This window comes from Streptomyces sp. NPDC051907 (assembly GCF_040681075.1).
Taxonomy (GTDB): Bacteria; Actinomycetota; Actinomycetes; order Streptomycetales; family Streptomycetaceae; genus Streptomyces.
This window is the reverse complement of record NZ_JBFAYB010000038.1, coordinates 55110-72095: the sequence shown is the minus strand read 5'-3', so window position 1 is coordinate 72095 and position 16986 is coordinate 55110. Positions and strand designations below refer to the sequence as shown.

At 73.2% G+C, this 16986-nt stretch carries 9 protein-coding genes; 5 read left to right on the top strand and 4 right to left on the bottom strand.

Going from position 1 to position 16986, the window contains the following annotated elements; translation table 11 throughout:
* From AB0M39_RS20960 to AB0M39_RS20950, 3 genes are all read left to right on the top strand, one after another.
* Positions 1 to 200 (top strand): helix-turn-helix transcriptional regulator (locus AB0M39_RS20960; RefSeq protein WP_365366437.1); only part of this gene is annotated, 200 nt, incomplete at its 5' end.
* Positions 201 to 358: 158 nt separating this feature from the next.
* On the top strand, positions 359 to 1744 hold the full coding sequence (locus tag AB0M39_RS20955; RefSeq protein ID WP_365366435.1) for an FAD-binding oxidoreductase: 1386 nt from the start codon (positions 359 to 361) through the stop codon (positions 1742 to 1744).
* A gap of 338 nt (positions 1745 to 2082) precedes the next feature.
* Positions 2083 to 4701 (top strand): SpoIIE family protein phosphatase, encoded by a 2619-nt coding sequence (locus AB0M39_RS20950; protein WP_365366441.1) that lies wholly within the window; start codon positions 2083 to 2085, stop codon positions 4699 to 4701.
* Between the two features lie 35 nt (positions 4702 to 4736).
* Here AB0M39_RS20950 and AB0M39_RS20945 read toward each other — a convergent pair whose 3' ends face one another.
* The 4 genes from AB0M39_RS20945 to AB0M39_RS20930 all read right to left on the bottom strand — a co-directional run bounded on the left by AB0M39_RS20945 (position 4737) and on the right by AB0M39_RS20930 (position 11198).
* Positions 4737 to 8903: a glycoside hydrolase family 2 TIM barrel-domain containing protein gene (locus tag AB0M39_RS20945; protein ID WP_365366433.1), complete on the bottom strand. Its 4167-nt coding sequence runs from the start codon at positions 8901 to 8903 to the stop codon at positions 4737 to 4739.
* Positions 8904 to 9134: 231 nt separating this feature from the next.
* On the bottom strand, positions 9135 to 9785 hold the full coding sequence (locus AB0M39_RS20940) for a methyltransferase domain-containing protein (protein WP_365366431.1): 651 nt from the start codon (positions 9783 to 9785) through the stop codon (positions 9135 to 9137).
* Between the two features lie 386 nt (positions 9786 to 10171).
* Positions 10172 to 10651 carry a hypothetical protein gene (locus tag AB0M39_RS20935; RefSeq protein ID WP_365366429.1) on the bottom strand — a complete coding sequence of 160 codons (480 nt, stop codon included), beginning with the start codon at positions 10649 to 10651 and terminating at the stop codon, positions 10172 to 10174.
* A gap of 103 nt (positions 10652 to 10754) precedes the next feature.
* Entirely contained in the window at positions 10755 to 11198 is a 444-nt protein-coding gene (locus AB0M39_RS20930; RefSeq protein ID WP_365366427.1) for a CBS domain-containing protein, read from the bottom strand.
* A gap of 502 nt (positions 11199 to 11700) precedes the next feature.
* On the opposite strand from AB0M39_RS20930, the gene AB0M39_RS20925 reads away from it, so the two are divergent.
* Together AB0M39_RS20925 and AB0M39_RS20920 are read left to right on the top strand one after the other, a co-directional pair.
* Positions 11701 to 15078: a pyruvate carboxylase gene (locus tag AB0M39_RS20925; RefSeq protein WP_365366425.1), complete on the top strand. Its 3378-nt coding sequence runs from the start codon at positions 11701 to 11703 to the stop codon at positions 15076 to 15078.
* 313 nt (positions 15079 to 15391) lie between these two features.
* Positions 15392 to 16939, top strand: coding sequence for a hypothetical protein (locus AB0M39_RS20920; protein ID WP_365366423.1), 1548 nt, complete (start codon positions 15392 to 15394; stop codon positions 16937 to 16939).
* Positions 16940 to 16986: the final 47 nt, after the last annotated feature.

Sequence of the window (16986 nt, the reverse complement as noted above, 5' to 3'; positions counted from 1 at the left end):
GTCCCCCCGGCCGGCTCACCGAGCGCGAGGTGCAGGTGCTGCGCCTGGTCGCGGCGGGCCGGACCAACCGGTCCATCGCCGTGGAGTTGGTGATCAGCGAGCACACCGTGGCCCGTCATCTCAACAACATCTTCGCGAAGCTCGACGTGTCGTCCCGGTCGGCGGCCACGGCGTACGCCTTCACACACGGCCTCGCCTGACCGGCCGCGCGGTCTGGGCGGGGGGGCATGGGCTGTTCTGCCCATGCCGGGCCCGCGTGGGATGGGCGGCTTCGGCGATGAGCCCGGCGCGGAGGCGGGCGTACAACCGTGCTGTACCCCGAACCCTCCCTGACGACGAAGGAAGGCAGGCGGCGGCCATGACCACCTACGCGGCGCCCCTCGACGACCAGCAGACGCGGCGGCTCCGAGAGGCCGTGCACGGCGACGTCGTCACGCCGGGCGACCCCGACTACGACGAGGCGCGCAAGGTCTACAACGCGATGCACGACAAGCGCCCGGCGGCCGTCGTCAGGGCCGCCGACGCCGGCGACGTCATCGCGACCGTCGGCTTCGCCCGCGAGCGTGACCTCCTGCTGGCCGTGCGCGGCGGCAGCCACAGCGTCAGCGGCTACGGAACGTGCGACGGGGGCCTCGTGCTCGACCTCGGGCGGATGCGGGGGATCCGGGTCGACCCCCAGGCCCGGACGGTCCGCGCCCAGGGCGGGTGCACCTGGGCGGACCTCGACCACGCCACGCACGCCTTCGGCCTGGCGACCACGGGCGGGGTCGTCTCCTCCACCGGCATCGGCGGGCTGACCACCGGGGGAGGCATGGGCCATCTGTCCCGTAGATGCGGGCTGGCCTGCGACAACCTGGTCTCGGTCGACCTGGTCACGGCGGACGGGTCTCTCCTGACCTGCTCGCGGGAGCAGAACGCCGACCTGCTGTGGGCGGTGCGAGGAGGCGGCGGGAACTTCGGCGTCGTCGAGTCCTTCGAGTACCGGCTGCACCCCGTGGCCGACGTCCTCGGCGGGCCGACGTTCTATCCGCTCGACGGCGACGTGATGAGGGCCTACCGGGAGATGATCGCCGAGTCCGACGACAGGCTCGGCGCGCTGCTGGTCGTCGGGCTCGGCCCGCCGGCGCCGTTCCTGCCGGAGCGCTGGCACGGGCGGCCGTTGTGCGGCGTGGTCGCCTGCTGGTCCGGCCCGCAGGAGGAGGACGACCGGGTCCGCGCGCGCCTCGGCGGCCTCGGCCCGGTGGTGGGGCAGTACCTCGAGCGTATGCCGTACCCGGCGATCAACACCCTCTTCGACGAGATGCTGCCCGCGGGCCTCTTCCACTACTGGAAGGGCGTCTTCCACAAGGGTCTGCCCGACGGGGCGATCGCCGCGTACGCCGAGTACGGCGCCACGGCGCCCACCATCCAGAGCGCGACGGTGGTGTTCCCCATCGACGGCGCGTGCCATCGGGTGGGGCCCGAGGAGAGCGCGTTCGCCTACCGGGACGCGGACTTCTCGAGCGCCCTGAGCCCCGCGCTCACCAGCCGCGCCGAGTGCGAGGCCGCGATGGGCTGGGCGCGCGACTTCCACGCGGCGCTGGAGCCCTACTCGGAGGACGGCGCCTATGTGAACTTCATGGGCCCGGACGACCAGGACCGCGTCCGGTCCAACTACCGGCAGAACTACGATCGCCTGGCGGCGCTCAAACGGCGCTTCGACCCCGGCAACCTCTTCCGCCTCAACCACAACATCGAGCCCTGATGCGGCGTCGACGTCTCGCGGTGGCGTCTTCTCGCCCATTGCGGAACATCATCCAGTGCTAGAAATGAGGCATGAACGGACGTTCCGGACGGTTCGGGCGTGTGCCAGGCCGCCCCAACGGAATCCCGTTCGCGCATGAGCGCCACGACCGGCAGGACCGCAGCAAGCGGTCCGACCGGCGGGGACGCCGTGGGCGGCATGGGCGTCCGGCGACCGGACGTGAGCGGAGCGCTCCGTACCGGAACGGTCCCGGCGCGTCGCGCCGCCCTCCGCACCGCAGCCTGCGCTCCCGGGTAGGGGAGCACAGCGCCGCAGGTCAGGTCCTCTTCCTCCAGATCATGGTGGCGCTGCTGCTGATCGCCGCGGTGGTGGTGGCCCTCGCCTTCCAGACCCGGACCGACAGCGAGCAGAACGCCGAGAACCGCTCGCTCGCCGCAGCCGAGTCCTTCGCGGACGCTCCGGGCACCGCCACCGCCCTCAGCGCCCCCGATCCGGCGGCGGAGCTCCAGCCGCACGTCGAGGAGGCCCGCCGGGGCTCGAACGTGGACTTCATCGCCGTCATGGACCCCAGCGGGGTCCGCTACGCCGACACCGAGCCGGGGCTGGTCGGCGAGCGCGCCGAGGGCGTCGAGCGGGCCGCCGCCGGGGAAGCCTTCACGGAGATCTTCGAGGGAGAGCCGAACGACGCGGCCCGGGCCGTCGTCCCCGTCGCCGACGCCGAGGGGAAGATCGTCGGCCTGGTGGCCGCCGGCGTCCGGATCGACAACGTCGGCGACGCGGTCGACCGCCAGATGCCGGTGCTCTTCGGCAGCGCCATCGTCGCCCTCACCCTGGCCGTCGGCAGCGCCGTGCTGGTGAGCAGACGCCTGCGGCGCCAGACGCACGGGCTCGGCCCCACCGAGATGACCCGGATGTACGAACACCACGACGCGGTTCTGCACGCGGTACGCGAGGGGGTGATCATCATCGGGGGCGACGGCCGGCTCATGCTGGCCAACGACGAGGCCCGCCGGCTGCTGGAGCTGCCCGCCGACGCCGAGGGGCGCCCCGCCGCCGACCTCGGCCTCGACCCGGAGATCGCCGAGCTGGTGTCCTCGGGCCGCGCCGTGACCGACCAGGTGCATCTGGCCGGGGACCGCCTGCTGGCCGTCAACACGCGCCCCACCGTCCCGTACGACGGTTCCGCGGGGACGGTCGCCACCCTCCGGGACACCACCGAGCTGATCGCCCTGTCCGGCACGGCCGAGGTCGCCCGGGAACGGCTGAAGATGCTGTACGAGGCCGGGGTGCGGATCGGCGCCACCCTGGACGTGGTGCGGACGGCCGAGGAGCTTGCGGAGATGGCCGTTCCCCGGTTCGCGGACTTCGTCACGGTGGAGCTGCTGGACCCGGTGCTCAGCGGCGAGGAGCCGAAGGGCGTGTTCACGGACATGCGCCGGGTGGCCGTGGGCGGCGACCGTGTCGACAACCCCTTCCAGCCCGTGGGCGACCGGATCAGATTCGTCGCCTCCAACACGCCCATGGCGGCGGCTCTGGCCGGCGGCCACGCGGTGCTCGAGGCCGATCTGGCCGTCGCCGAGGGCTGGCGGGCGCAGGACCCCGAGGGGGCGGACAAGGCGCTCGCCCACGGCGTCCACTCGCTGCTCGCGGTGCCGCTGCAGGCCCGCGGAGTGGTCCTCGGCATCGCGAACTTCTGGCGTGCGCGGGGCCTGGAGAGCTTCGAGGAGGACGATGTGTCCTTCGCCGAGGAGCTGGCCGCCCGCGCCGCCGTCGCCATCGACAACGCCCGCCGCTTCACCCGCGAGCACACCATGGCGGTCACCCTCCAGCGGAGCCTGCTGCCCCGCGTCCTGCCCGCCCTGGACGCCCTGGACGTCGCCTTCCGCTATCTGCCCGCGCAGGCAGGGGTGGGCGGCGACTGGTTCGACGTCATCCCGCTGCCCGGCGCCCGGGTCGCGCTGGTCGTCGGCGACGTCGTCGGCCACGGCCTGCACGCGGCGGCCACCATGGGCCGGCTGCGCACCGCGGTCCACAACTTCTCCACCCTCGACCTGCCGCCCGACGAGCTGCTCGGCCACCTCGACGAGCTGGTCTCGCGCATCGACGAGGAAGAGGGCGGCAACGGCGACGCCGAGGCCATCACGGGCGCAACGTGCCTGTACGCGGTCTACGACCCGGTGTCCGGCAGCTGCAGCGTGGCCAGGGCCGGGCATCTGTCGCCCGCGGTCGTCGCACCCGACGGAACCGTGGAGTTCCCGGACGTGCCGGCCTGTCCGCCGCTGGGCCTGGACAGCCAGCCGTTCGAGACCGCCGAGCTGAGGCTGGCCGAGGGCAGCAGGCTCGTCCTGTTCACCGACGGCCTCATCGAGCACCGCGACCGCGACATCGACGGCGGTCTGGGCCTGTTGCGCGACACGCTGGCGGGCGGCGACGACCGGACGCCCGAGGAGACGTGCCAGGCCGTGTTCGACGCCCTGGTGCCCCCGCACCGCAGCGACGACATCGCGCTGCTGGTGGCCCGCACCCGCCGCACGGACCCCGACCGCGTCGCCGAATGGGACGTGCCGTTCGACCCGGCGGCCGTCTCCCGCATCCGCGCCGCGTGCGGACGCCAGCTCGCCGAGTGGGGCCTGGAGGAGCTCGGGTTCACCACCGAGCTCATGATCAGCGAGCTGATCACCAACGCGATCCGCTACGGCTCCGAGCCGATCCATGTACGGCTGCTGTACGAACGCACCCTGATCTGCGAGGTGTCCGACGGCAGCAGCACCTCCCCGCACCTGCGGCGCGCGGCCACCACCGACGAGGGCGGGCGCGGCCTCTACCTCGTCTCCCAGTTCGCCGGGCGGTGGGGCACCCGATACACGCTCCAGGGCAAGGTCATGTGGACCGAGCAGCCGCTGACCGGCAGCTTTCAGCAGGGCGTGGGGTTCCCGCTGGACGACCTGCTGGGGTGAGCGCGCCGGCCTCCTGACCGCCCCGAGCCTCGACGTCAGCGCCCCCGCCGGGGCGAGGGGGCCGCGCCCACGACGTCGACGCTCGCCCCGCCGTCCACGCGCGCCCCGCCGGTGGAGGACGCCGAGACGCTCGCGGCGACCGGCCGCCTGCCGTCGGGGGTCCGCGCGCCGCGCGAGAGCACGGCGGCGACGGTCGCGGAGGCGCCCGGGGCCAGCGGGCCGAGCCGCGCATCGGCGGGCGCGGCGGTCCATCCGGCCGGCGGATCGAAGCTGACCGCGAGATCCTCCAGCGTGGTGGCGCAGCGGTTGGCGACGGTCAGCCGCACGGTCGTCGACCCGCCCGCCGCCACGGCGGCGCCGTCGGCGGTCAGGCGTGCCTCGGGCGTGCAGACGACCGGCCCCCGCGGAGTCCCGGTACGCGCCTCCGCACGGGTCAGCGGGCGCAGTCGCAGCGTGTACGCGTACTCCCGGTCCGCCTCTACCTGGTACCGCGGCAGCACGGTGTGGAACGTCTCGCCGACCCCGCTGACCGCCGTGGCCGCATGGAGCGTGTTGCCCGCCGGGTCGCGCCGCAGGGCGAACAGATAGGCGGCCCGGTCGATCCCCGTGTACGGAGTCACGCTCGCGGAGAACGTGTCCGTCCCGGAGACCAGCAGCCCGCCGACCCCGTCGGACAGGGACGCCCAGCGGACGTCCTCGTGGTTGCCGTAGTCCTGCGGCAAGGCGTAGTCCGAGAACTGCCGGTCCACGTCGATCGCGTACACGCCGACGGGAGCGCCGTCCGTACGGTCGGCGTAGTTCTCCTGGGGCCCGCGCCCGTACCAGGCGAAGCGGTCGTAGCGGCGGGGAAGCGTCAGGGCCAGGCCCACCCGGGGAAGGTAGGGCACGGTGCGGGCCCTGCCGAGGGCCTCCACGCGGTGGTCGACGCGCAGTTCGCCGCCGCCGGTGACCGTGTAGCGCAGAGTCTGGGCGAACGACGCGTTCGGGACGCCGGGGGCCGAGGCCGTGCTGGACGCGGTGACGGTCACCGCGCCGTCCTGTTCGGCGACCGCGACCCGTCCCGGCACGGTCTTCAGCCGGTCCAGGCCCGCCCGGCGCCAGGGCCCTTCCTCCGAGCCCGTCTCGTTGCTGACCGGCGGCCGCCACACGTCCAGACGCGGGCCCGCGCTCAGCAGTTCGCGCCCGGCGGCCCTCAGCGAGACCAGCGCGCCGCTCGTGCGGTCGAAGGCGTAGGAGAAGCCGCTCCCGGCGACGGTGAGGCGGCCCGCCCGCTCGGTCGTCCTCAGCGCGCCGGGCGCCTTCGACGCCCCGGCAACCCCGGCCAGCCCGCGCCCGCCGACGTCGAACTGCTCGACGGCGACGCGGTGTCCGGCCCTCGCCCAGGCGGTGGACCGGGCCTGCACGGCCTCGACGGTCAGCTGACGGTCGGCGTCCCGCGGGTTGGCCGGCGGCCTCGGCAATTGGACCTCGGCCCTCTCGCCCGGCCCGATCGACAGGGCGCGGCTGCCCCTGCTCAGGGTCCGCGCGCCCTCGGTCAGCCTCCACCGCAGCCGCAGATCACCGGTGCCCGTGAAGGAGCGCTCGTTGACCACGGCGATCCGTCCGGTCGCGGCCGCGCGACCCGTGTCCGGGGCCGTGATCCGTAGGGGCGCGTGGACGGCCGCCATGGCGAGGGCCTCGGGCTGGACGGTCCGGTCGGCGGAGACCAGGCCGTCCACGCCGCTGGTCCCCGAGCCGTACGAGAGGAACTCGCCCCGGGTGGTCAGCGTGTCGAAGTCCAGCGCGAGGACCGCCTCGGAGGAGGGGTCGGCCTCCAGCTGCCGAGGGCCGAGCGCCTGGTGGTAGACGCGGACCTGATCGATCGCGCCGTGCGCCATACGGGTCTTGCGGTTCTCCTGGCCGGTCTCCGGGTCGCGGCCGATGTTCACCGGATACGCGGAGTAGGGGATCGTGCCCTTCCACGCGGTCGTGGCGGCCGCGGCGCCGTCGATGAAGAGCCGGAGCGCGCTGCCGTCGAAGGCGGCCGAGATCCGGTGCCAGCTCCCGTACCAGTCACGGGGGACCCTCGCCGCGGCCGCGTGCCAGGCGCCGCCGCCGTACACCGAGAACTCCAGGGTGTCGCTGCCCTTCATCTTCAGCGCGTAGCTGTGGTTGCCCTTGGCGACGACGGTGAAGTCGCCGGTCCACGCGGCGGGCCGGACCCAGGCGTCCAGGGTGAGCGCGCCGGAGACGGCGTCGAGCCTCGGATCGCGGTAGACCTCCACGAAGTCGTCGAGGCCGGAGAGCGCGAGCGCCCTGCCGCGGGGCCCGGGCACATGGTCCGGCTTTCCGACGAGGTGGGCCAGGATGCCGTTGCCCGAGGAGTCGGGGGTGGTGACCAGCGGCTGGGCGATGTTCTGCTCCGCCCAGTCCCAGATGTAGCCGCCCTGCACCTGGGGGTGTGCGCGCACCACGTCCCAGAACTCGCGGAAGTTGCCGAGCGAGTTGCCCATGGCGTGGGCGTACTCGCCCATGACGATCGGCTTGTCGGCGACCGCCGCCAGCTGCTCCAGATCCGACGGGGACGGGTAGCGCGGGCCCCGCACATGGGCGAACGGCGCGTCGCCGTCGGGGGAGTTCGGCTGGTGGTAGAGGGGCCGCGCCGGGTCGGCGGCGGCGAGATAGCGCGCCATGGCGTAGTGGGCCTCGCCGAGACCCGCCTCGTTGCCGGTGTCCCACATCAGCACGCTGGGGTGGTTCTTGTCCCGCTCGTACATCGCGGTGAGGCGGTCCAGGAACGCCTTGCGCCACTCGGGCCGGTCGGCCAGGCAGTCGTGCGGGCAGCGGTCGTGGTGGTGGGTCTCGACGTCCACCTCGTCGTCGATCCACAGGCCGTGCGCGTCGGCCAGCTCGTACAGATGCGGATCGGCCGGATAGTGGGCCGTGCGGACCGAGTTGACGTTGAGCCGCTTCATCAGCGCCACGTCCGAGGCGGTGCGCTCGCGCGTCGAGTGCCGGCCGGTCCTCGGGTCGGTCTCGGCCCGGTTGACGCCCTTGATCAGGATGCGCTCTCCGTTGACGAGCAGCTGTCTGTCCTCGATCTCGACGTCCCGGAAGCCGACCGGCTGGGCCGTCGTGTGCCTCGCCCTGCCGTCCGCGCCCAGGAGCTCGACGACGAGGGTGTAGAGGCTGGGCGTCTCGTCGGTCCACTTCGCCGGAGCGGCGACGTCGGCCGCGAGGGACGCCGACGCCGTGCCGCGGCCGTCGCCGGCCCCGAAGTCGGCCGTTCCCGACATCGTCGCGGCCTTGCGCCCGCGCCGGTCGTAGAGCGTGCCCCGCACCGTGTGCGCGCCGCCGCGCGCGGCCGCGCCCTCGGCGGCCACCTCGACGTCGGCGCTGAGCCGCGCGTCGCGGTACCGGGCGTCCAGATCGGTCTTGACGGTGACGTCGCGCAGATGGACCGGGGGAGTGGAGTAGAGCTCGACCGAGCGGAACACCCCCGAGAACCGCCACTGGTCGAAGTCCTCCAGGTGCGAGCCCGCGCTCCAGCGGTGGACCTGGAGCGCGATCGTGTTCCTGCCCGGCCGCAGACGGTCGCTGACGTCGAACTCGGCGGGGGTGTAGCCGCCTTGGTCGTATCCCGCGTAGACGCCGTTGACCCAGACCAGGAAGCCGCTGGTGACGCCCTCGAACCGGAGGAAGGACCGGCGCTCCCGCCAGCTCGCGGGCACCACGAAGTCACGGACGTACGCCCCGGTGGGGTTGACGTCGTGCGGGACCCTCGGCGGATCGTCCGGGTACATCTCGGTCGGGATGTTGCGGAACACCGGGTGGTCCAGGCCGTCCGTCTGCCAGGTGTGCGGCACCCGGACGCTCCGCCAGCCGCTGCCGCCGGTGTCGTACCCCGGCGCGAAGAAGCCCCGGGGGACGTCCTGGGGCCGCTTGGACAGATGCAGCCGCCACCTCCCGTCGAGGGACTTCGTCCACGGGCTCCTCCCGCCGCCGCGGAGCGCGTCGGCGGTGTGCGCGTACGGAGTCAGCTCGGCGTGCGGGGGCACCTGCCCGATCGCGGTGGCCTCGGGGTCCTCGAGGAGCTCGTACACGTCGGAGGGCGCCGCGGACAGCGGGGCCGCCGTGGCGGTGGGGAGCGGCGCGGGGGCCGCCGCGGATGCGGCGAGGGCCAGCACGGCGAGCCATCGGAGCGCGCGGCGGAGTCGGAGCATCGGATGGACCACCCTCCCGGCGGGCAGGGATCGCCCCAGAGCCGGCCGGGACCGGAACGGCGACGAACGCGAACGATCGCGTCACGCTACGCGAGCCGGAGCCTGATGGTGTGTCAGGTGCGGCGGCGGGTCTTCGCCAGGCGGGTGAACACGGCCGGGGCGGCGGAGCGGGGGCGCTCCCCGCGAAAGGGCGTGTCGGCTCGGGCGACACGGCTGTGGCGAGCGTGCCGGCTAGGGCGACACGGCTGTGCCGAGCGAGTCGGCGGCCAGGAAGCGCGGGGCGCCGTCCTCGTAGAAGACCTCGACGTCGACGATCGTGAACCCCGCCCTCGTCAGCATGTCGACGGCGGAGCGGGTGAGGTGGCAGCCGCCGAGCAGCCGCTTGTTCAGCGGTTCGAGGCGACGCTGCCAGCGGCGGACGCTCTCGTCCTCCTTGGGGGCCAGCCCGTGCTCGACGAAGTGGAGCCTCGCTCCGGGCTTGAGGACGCGCCGCAGCTCGCGCAGCGCGGCGTCGGCGTCGGGGATGGTGCAGAGGGTCCAGGTGGACAGGGCGGCGTCGAACACGTCGTCGTCGAACGGCAGCGACTGGCCGTCCAGACCCGCGCGCCGCACCGGTACGCGCGTCGCCTCGAGGCGTCCGGCGGCCAGACGCCAGCCGAGGTCGGACGGCTCGACCGCGGCCACGCCGGTGACGGCGGTCGGGTAGAAGGGGACGTTGTGTCCCGTGCCGAATCCGATCTCGACGACCTCGCCTGCCAGGCCCGCGCAGACGCGCCGTCGCAGCGGGGGAGTGGTCTTGGCCCCGCAGGCGACGTCGATGATCCTGGGCAGTACGTTCTCGGCGTAGAACCCCATGACTGCCTCCACGTCTTCTTTGAGCATGGCGCCGGTGTCCCGCCTGCGCACACGGGCGGTCGACCCGTCTTCCGCGCGGCTCTCCGCTGATGAGAGAATGGTACTAATGGGTAGAAGCTGGACATTGTGCTGTCGATGAGAGGGGCTTGAGATGTCGTCGAAGCGGCGTCGGAAGAAGAAGGCGCGGTGCAAGAAGGGCGCGAACCACGGCAAGCGGCCCCAGTGCTGAGCCTGGACTGAGCGACCCTCGCGCCCCTCCCGTCTGCGCAGGCTGAGACCGGAGGGGCTCGCCTATGCGACGACGGGCTGTGCGATGACGGCTGTGCGACTACGGCTGTGCGACTACGGCCCTGCGGAAAGCGCCCATCTCGTTCGCAACGCAGACCCGAGCCGCCGGCGCGCGGGCCGGTCTCTCACCTGCCGACGGCGAGAGCCGCCCGCAGGCGGTCGCATACCTCGTCCACCGCGGACTCGGCCGGCGTGTCCCCGGCGTGGAACATGGCCATCTGCAGGGCGGGGCCGTACGCGTCGTACCGGGCCATGTCCTCCTCGCGGGCCGGCTGCACCACGAAGTGGATGTGCCCAGGCGTCCCGCCGGCATGGGACCAGAGGCAGACGTACACCTGCTCCGGACTCGTCACCGCGGCGACGCCTTCGCTCACACGCCGTAGCAGCGGCCCGAGCTCCTGCGACTCCTCGACCGTCAGGTCGGCGACGTGCACCACGTGCCGGATCGGCTTGACCACGGCGGTCCCCAGGCCGAGCGGCCCGACGCAGTGCTCGACGACCCACATCCGCGTCCGAAGGATCGTCCCGCCGGGCAACGGCGCGGCGCCCGCCGTGAGTTCGCACGCCAGACATCCGCGGCCGGCGCTCGCCTCGTCGCTCGACATCGTCCCCCCGAGAAGTGCCGACAGCCGGTCACGGCCCGTGCCCCCATGGGATCACGGCGCGGCGGCCGACACCCGGGGAATCGTCCGGGACGTCCGGGATCCGTCAGCCCGCAGCCGCGTAGACGCGGTTCACGAACTCCGCGATCTGGTCGTCGTTGAGGTTCTTGGCGAGATTGGCCTCCGTGATCATTCCGACCAGCTGGTGCCCCGCCTGGACGTCGATGACCGGCACGCGCTTGATCTGGTGCCGCTCCATCATCTCCAGCGCATCGGTCGCATCGGCCTCGGCGTCGATCCACTGCAGCTTCCCGGCCATGCTGCCGGCCTGCACGGTGGAGGGATCGATGCCCTCCGCACAGCACTTCACAACGATGTCCCGGTCGGTGATCAAGCCCTTGAGCTTGTTGTCGTCGCCGCAGATGGGCAGCGCTCCGACGTTCATGTCGCGCATCATCCTCGACGCCTGGAGCAGGGACTGATGAGCCCCGACGCAGTGAACACCGCTCGTCATGATGTCGCGGGCCTTGAGCTGCTTGTTCTCGGCCATCATTCCTCCAGCCTTCGGCGCGTCGCAGGTGTCCTTCCCTCGATCACAACACGAATGGCCGAGCCTCGCCGCTCGATCTCCGGGGGAGAGCGCCGACCGAGCGCGCGACGTCCGCGAACGGGGCGCCGGCGTCGATAGCCTCGCGCCCCGCTGGAGACTCAAGCGCACCGGGCGCACCCCGCGTCCACCATGCCTGCCCAGCGGGTATGAGACGCACGCCACCGACCGTGCCCGCGATTTCACAGGACGCCGTCCGATACGGTGGCCAGCGCTCCGGTCTCCAAAGTCGCAGGCCGGAGGTGTGGCGGTCGACACGGGGCCGAGGCGTTTCCTCGCCGTACGAACAGGGAACGCGCCTCAGCCGAACGGCGTAGGCCGACACGACGTACTCACCACCAAGCTCATCGATACCGTCCACGAGGACGTCGGATGCCCGTGGCGGCAGCCGGTGCGACATCGCCAGTCCTGAGGGCGCACGCCCGCGACACGACAGGGGAGTTTGATGTTCCGCAAGGTATTGGTCGCCAACCGCGGCGAGATCGCGATCCGCGCATTCCGCGCGGCTTTCGAGCTCGGCATCTCCACGGTGGCGGTGTTCCCTCACGAGGACCGCAATTCGCTGCACCGGGCGAAGGCGGACGAGGCGTACCAGATCGGAGAGCCCGGACATCCCGTGCGGGCCTACCTGTCGGTCGACGAGGTGATCAAGGCCGCTCGCAAGGCCGGCGCCGACGCCGTCTACCCCGGCTACGGCTTCCTGTCGGAGAACCCCGACCTCGCCGCGGCCTGCGCGGAGGCCGGCATCACCTTCGTCGGACCGCCCTCCTCGGTGCTGCACCTGACGGGGAACAAGTCCCGAGCGGTCGCCGCGGCGCGCGAGGCCGGCGTACCGGTGCTCGCGTCGTCGGAGCCGTCCACGGACGTGGACGCGCTGGTCGCGGCCTCCGACGGCATCGGGTTCCCGCTGTTCGTGAAGGCCGTCGCCGGCGGCGGCGGGCGCGGCATGCGCCGGGTGGCCGAGGCCCAGGACCTGCGCGAGGCGATCGACGCGGCCATGCGCGAGGCCCAGTCCGCGTTCGGCGACGCGACCGTCTTCCTCGAGCAGGCCGTGGTCAACCCACGCCATATCGAGGTGCAGATCCTCGCCGACGCACAGGGCAACGTCGTGCATCTGTACGAGCGGGACTGCTCGGTCCAGCGGCGCCACCAGAAGGTCGTCGAGATCGCGCCCGCCCCGAACCTCGACCCGGAGCTGCGCGCGCGGATCTGCGCCGACGCCGTCGCCTTCGCCCGCCACATCGGCTATGTCAACGCGGGCACGGTCGAGTTCCTCGTCGACGAGCGCGGCAACCACGTCTTCATCGAGATGAACCCCCGCATCCAGGTGGAGCACACGGTGACCGAGCAGGTCACCGGCCGCGACCTGGTCATCGGGCAGCTGCGCATCGCCGCCGGCATGACCCTGCCCGAACTGAACCTGGCGCAGGACGACATCGTGCTCACCGGCACCGCGCTCCAGTGCCGTATCACCACCGAGGACCCGGTCAACGGCTTCCGGCCGGACACCGGCACCATCTCCGCCTACCGCTCGCCCGGCGGGCCCGGCGTCCGGCTCGACGGCGGCACGGTCCACACCGGCGCCGAGGTGTCGGCGCACTTCGACTCGATGCTGGTCAAGCTCACCTGCCACGGACACGACTTCGGCAACGCCGTCCGCCGCGCGCGGCGCGCCATCGCCGAGTTCCGCATCCGCGGAGTCGCCACCAACCTGCCCTTCCTCGGCGCCGTGCTGGACCACCCCGAGTTCGGGGCCGGCCGGATCACCACGAGCTTCATCGACGAGCACCCCGAGCTGATCCGCGCGCGCCCGTCGGCCGACCGGGGCAGCCGTATGCTCAGCTACCTCGCCGAGACGACCGTCAACCGGCCCCACGGCCCCCGCCCGACGGTCATCGACCCCATCGACAAGCTCCCTCCCACCCCCCTGGGCACGCCGCCGCCCGACGGCTCCCGCCAGCGCCTCGCCGCGCTGGGACCCGAGGCCTTCGCCGCCGAGCTGCGCGCCCAGTCGGCCGTCGCCGTCACGGACACCACCTTCCGCGACGCGCACCAGTCCCTGCTGGCCACCCGCGTGCGCACCCGCGACCTGCTCGCCGTCGCCCCGCACGTCGCGCACACCGCGCCGCAGCTGCTGAGCCTGGAGTGCTGGGGCGGCGCGACCTACGACGTGGCGCTGCGCTTCCTGGCGGAGGACCCCTGGGAGCGGCTCGCGGCCGTACGGGAGGCGGTCCCCAACGTCTGTACGCAGATGCTGCTGCGCGGACGCAACACCGTCGGCTACACGCCCTACCCGACGGAGGTGACCGAGGCGTTCGTCGCCGAGGCCGCCGCGACGGGGATGGACATCTTCCGTATCTTCGACGCGCTGAACGACGTGTCCCAGATGCGTCCGGCCATCGACGCGGTGCGCTCCACCGGCACGGCGCTGGCCGAGGTCGCGCTCTGCTACACCGCGGACCTGTCGGACCCCGGCGAGAAGCTGTACACGCTGGACTACTACCTGCGCCTGGCGGAGCAGATCGTCGAGGCCGGCGCGCACGTGCTCGCCATCAAGGACATGGCCGGGCTGCTGCGCCCGCCCGCCGCCCGCACGCTGGTCAAGGCCCTGCGCGAGCGATTCGACCTGCCGGTGCACCTCCACACCCACGACACGGCCGGCGGCCAGCTGGCGACCTTGATGGCCGCGATCGACGCGGGCGTCGACGCCGTCGACGCCGCGACCGCCTCGATGGCGGGCACCACCAGCCAGCCGTCGCTGTCCGCGCTCGTCGCGGCCACCGACCACACCGAGCGGGCGACCGGTCTGTCGCTGCAGGCGGTCGGCGATCTGGAGCCGTACTGGGAGGCGATGCGCAAGGTCTACGCGCCGTTCGAGTCCGGACTGGCCTCGCCCACCGGGCGGGTCTACCACCACGAGATCCCCGGCGGCCAGCTGTCCAACCTGCGCCAGCAAGCCATCGCCCTCGGCCTGGGGGACCGGTTCGAGCTGATCGAGGACTGCTACGCGGCGGCGGACCGGATGCTGGGCCGTCTGGTGAAGGTGACCCCGTCCTCGAAGGTGGTCGGCGACCTCGCGCTGCATCTGGTCGGCGCCGGGGTCGAGGCCGCGGACTTCGAGTCCGACCCGGGCAAGTTCGACGTGCCGGACTCGGTGATCGGCTTCCTCAGCGGCGAGCTGGGCGACCCGCCCGGCGGCTGGCCCGAGCCGTTCCGCACCCGCGCGCTGCACGGCCGTCCCACGCAGGCGAAGACCCCGACGCTCTCGGAGGAGGACCGCGGCGGTCTGAAGGAGTCGCGCCGGGCGACGCTGAACCGGCTGCTGTTCCCCGGCCCGACCAAGGAGTTCGACGCCCACCGCGAGGCCTACGGCGACACCTCCGTACTGCCCACGCAGGACTTCTTCTACGGTCTGGAGCCGGAGACCGAGCACCCGGTCACCCTCGAGCCCGGCGTCACGCTGCTGATCGAGCTGGAGGCCATCTCCGAGGCCGACGAGCGCGGCTTCCGCACGGTGCTGGCCACGCTCAACGGGCAGTTGCGGCCGGTGTCGGTACGCGACAAGTCCGTCGCCACCGAGGTCAAGGCGGCGGAGAAGGCCGACCGGGGCAACGACCGCCATGTCGCGGCCCCGTTCGCGGGCGTGGTCACGCTCCAGGTGGAGGAGGGCGCGTCGGTGTCCGCCGGCCAGACGGTCGCCACGATCGAGGCGATGAAGATGGAGGCGTCCATCACCGCTCAGAGCGGCGGCACCGTCCGCCGGCTGGCCATCGGCAGGATCCAGCAGGTCGAGGCGGGCGATCTGCTCATCGAGATCGGCTGACCGCGGCTGCGGCGCCGAGCCACGCGGCACGCGTGAACTCGGCGGCGGCGCGGGGCCGGAGCGGGCAGGCGACATGCGTGCCCTGCGTCCGGCCCTGCCCGCCGTCGGGTGGACGGAACGGCCCCGGCCTCACACGGTGAGGCCGGGGCCGTCGTCGCGTTCGCCGTCGGGGAGGGCCCGCTCGGCAGATCAGGGCCGGGAAGAAGGTCAGGGCCTGGAAGAAGGTAAGGGTCGGGGAAATGCGGCAGCGGACTCCCGGACGGCGTGGCTAGCATCCCCGTATGCCGCACGCCGAGTTCCGCGCCCCCCTCTCGTGACCGTCTACGACGCCGACGGGCATGACGCCGCTGCGAACCACCTCCTGCGCGGGCTCGCCGCCAACCCGGCGCTGCCTCCCGAGCTGGTCGACCGGCTGATACCCGGCGCGGACGACGACGTCGCGGGGCGTCTCGCCGGCCGCCCGGACCTCAGCCGTGCGCAGGTGCTCGCGCTGGCCTCGCGCGGCGAGGGGACCGCTGTGCAACTCGCCTACGAGGGCCGGCTCACCGCCGCCGACGTCGATCCCGTCGCGCAGCCGAACGCCGCCCTCGCGCTGCTCGACGAGGGCGCCGGCAGGCCCGAGTGGGCGCGCCTGTTCGCCGCGGATCCGCTCGTCGAGCGCCGGGAGAGGCTGGCCGGCTGCCGTGGCCTTCCGCTCGACGTCATGGAGACGCTCGCCGCCGACCCGGACGTAGAGGTCGTCGCGGAGCTCGCGCGGTGGACGACGCCGGACATGGCGGCCAGGCTCGCCCGGCATCCCCATGCCGAGGTCCGCCGTGCGGTGGCGTGCAACGAGGCGACGCCGCCGGCCGTGCTGGCGATGCTGGTCACCGGCGAGGGACTGCCCCCGGCACGGCGGTGCCTGGTCTGCGACCGCGAGGAGACGCCGTTCACGCACGATCCGCAGTGCCCGCGGCGCGACTGCGATCTGCGGGCGGGCGCCTCCTGCGACGGCTCCCACGAGTCCACCGTCCACGAGACGCAGCACGCGGCGCTGGCGAACCCGGCCCTGCCCGCCGAAGCCCTCGTCGGCTTCGCCGACCACCCCTCGACGATGCTGCGCTGCCGACTCGCCGGCCACCCCAGCCTGCCGTCGCGGGCGGCGAGCCGGCTCGCCGTCGATCCCGTCCCCGGCGTCCGGGCCGACCTCGCCGAGAACCCCGCGATCGAAGACGCCCTGCTCCGCACGCTGGCCGCCGACCGAGGCGACGACGTGCGGCGCAGGCTCGCGCACAACCCGCGCGTACCGCTCGACGTGCTCGCCTTCCTGGCCGGCGCCGCCAAGATCGGCCCTACGCTGCTGCCGCGCATCGCCGCCGCGACCGCTGAGGAGGTCAAGGAACTGGCGGCGTCCCATGAGCCGGCCCTGCGGATGCTCCTGGCCGAACGGCGCGATCTGCCCGCGGAGATCCGCGACGCGCTGGCCGCCGACCGGGACGCGAAAGTGGCCAAGTCCCTCGCGCCGCACCCCGGTCTGTCCGATGCCCGACTGCGCGCCATGGTCGACCGCTTCGGGGCGCAGGTCGCCGCCAGGGCGGCGGCCAACCCGGACGCGTCCCCGGCGCTGCTGGAGGAACTGGCCCGCCGTGAACCGCCGGTGAGTAAGGCGCTCCGCGAGATCGCCCAGCACCGCAACGCGACGGCCGCCTCGCTGCTCGCCTGCCTGCAGGACCCGCGGGCGCGGCGCCTAGCCGCCGGCCACCCGGCCCTGCCCCCGGCCGTCGTCGTGGAGCTGCTCGCCGACGACGACGGCGAAGTGGTCGAAGCGGCCGCCGCCAACCCGTCGCTGCCGCCCGCCGTGATGGCGGCCCAGGCGCGCTAGCTGTCGCGCGGCGGCTACGCGGACTTCGACCGGGACGGGCGTGGCCC